The organism is Brachybacterium sp. AOP29-B2-41 (assembly GCF_052378395.1).
Classification (GTDB): domain Bacteria; phylum Actinomycetota; class Actinomycetes; order Actinomycetales; family Dermabacteraceae; genus Brachybacterium.
In genome coordinates, this window is sequence record NZ_JBQSXR010000053.1 from 1 (window position 1) to 1,390 (window position 1,390).

Sequence of the window (1,390 nt, forward strand, 5' to 3'; positions counted from 1 at the left end):
GGCTCTTCGCGGTTCATGGTGAATGACCCTGCTGTAGCGGGTATTCACGCTACGGTTCTCGCGGCGCTGGTCAGCAGGATACGCATCCGGTAGTTCTCGGCGTTGCGGAAGCCGCGGCCAGTGCGTTTGATGTTCTTGATGCCGGTATTCGCGGCCTCGACTCGAGCGGTGGTCGCGCCGGTGACGATGAGGACCTCGATCGCGTCCCACCAGGTCACGACGGTGTCGTAGAGCTTGGTCGCCTCGGGCATATTCGCGATCTGCACGAAGTAGCCCATCCGCATCCGTTCCTCCCAGGCCTGAGCCAGGGTGTCGGTCGCCAATAGGCGGCGGAGCTGCTCCTTGATGCCCCAGGCGGCGGAGAGCTCGTCGGTGGGGTCATCGGTGCGGAACACCGTCTCCAACCGCTCCCAGGCCCGTGGAGTGAGGGTGTCAGCGCCGCGTAGCAAAAGCATCCGGTGGGCCCAGGCCGGGTCGTCCTTGCGGCCGCGACGACCGCGATGGGTGCGGGCTAGGCGTTGACGGACGGTGGTGACCATGTCGTTTCCGAGCTTGACGAGGTGGAACTTGTCGACCGAGACCGCAGCGCGGGGCAGGTAGGTCCGCAGTGCTTTGCGGAACGCGGCCGAGGGATCGATGGCGACGATCTCGATCCGCTCCCGCCAGAGCTTGGAGCGCTGGGCGAGCCAGTCGCCGACGGCGGTGGAGTCCCGGCCGTCGACGATACCGAGGACCTGCCCGGTGGAGAGGTCGACCAGGGTCGTCATCCAGGGCTCGAACCGTCTCCAGGCACCGTCGTCGGTGCGGAACCAGCGCACCGACCGGTAGCGGTGCTCATCGATGCCCAGGCGCGTCACTGACACGTCCTCGGCGGTGGGCAGGACCACGGCGGCAGCCGCCAGCGCGGCCTGGACCAGCCACCACGAGACGCCATGGGTCCGGGCGACTTCCGAGGCTGCCCGGCCAGAGGTGATCACCGCGGAGACGATCTGGTTTCGCAGCCGGGTCGTTGAGCGCGCGCGGTGCGGGACCTGGTCGGTGGCTTCCCAGAACGTGCGCCGGGCGCAGGCCGGCTCGAGGCAGAACCAGCGTCGCTTGGCCCACACCACCGCCATCGCCCCGGCCACGGGGACGTCCCGGACGTGCTGGGACCGGCGGGAGTGGACCTTGGTCGCGAGCACTCCGCACGACGGACATCCGGGCGGGACGGTCGAGGCGATCACCACTCGACGGCCTCCGTCGGGCAGGTCGATCGCGTCGATGACGTGGTAGTCGGGCAGGTTGAAGATCGTGCTCGCAGCATCTCGCTGTGAACCAGTATTCTCGTGCACAGGCTCGTGGTCCTCTGGAATGTGGATGTCTAGACAACACCCATCACAGCAGGACCACG

General features: G+C 67.6%; 1 protein-coding gene. It reads right to left on the reverse strand.

Annotated elements, in window-relative coordinates; translation table 11 throughout:
* Positions 1 to 44: 44 nt before the first annotated feature.
* The gene (locus tag ACT3T9_RS18830) at positions 45 to 1,331 is read right to left on the reverse strand and encodes an ISL3 family transposase (protein WP_444607303.1); all 1,287 of its coding nucleotides are present in this window, start codon (positions 1,329 to 1,331) and stop codon (positions 45 to 47) included.
* Positions 1,332 to 1,390: the final 59 nt, after the last annotated feature.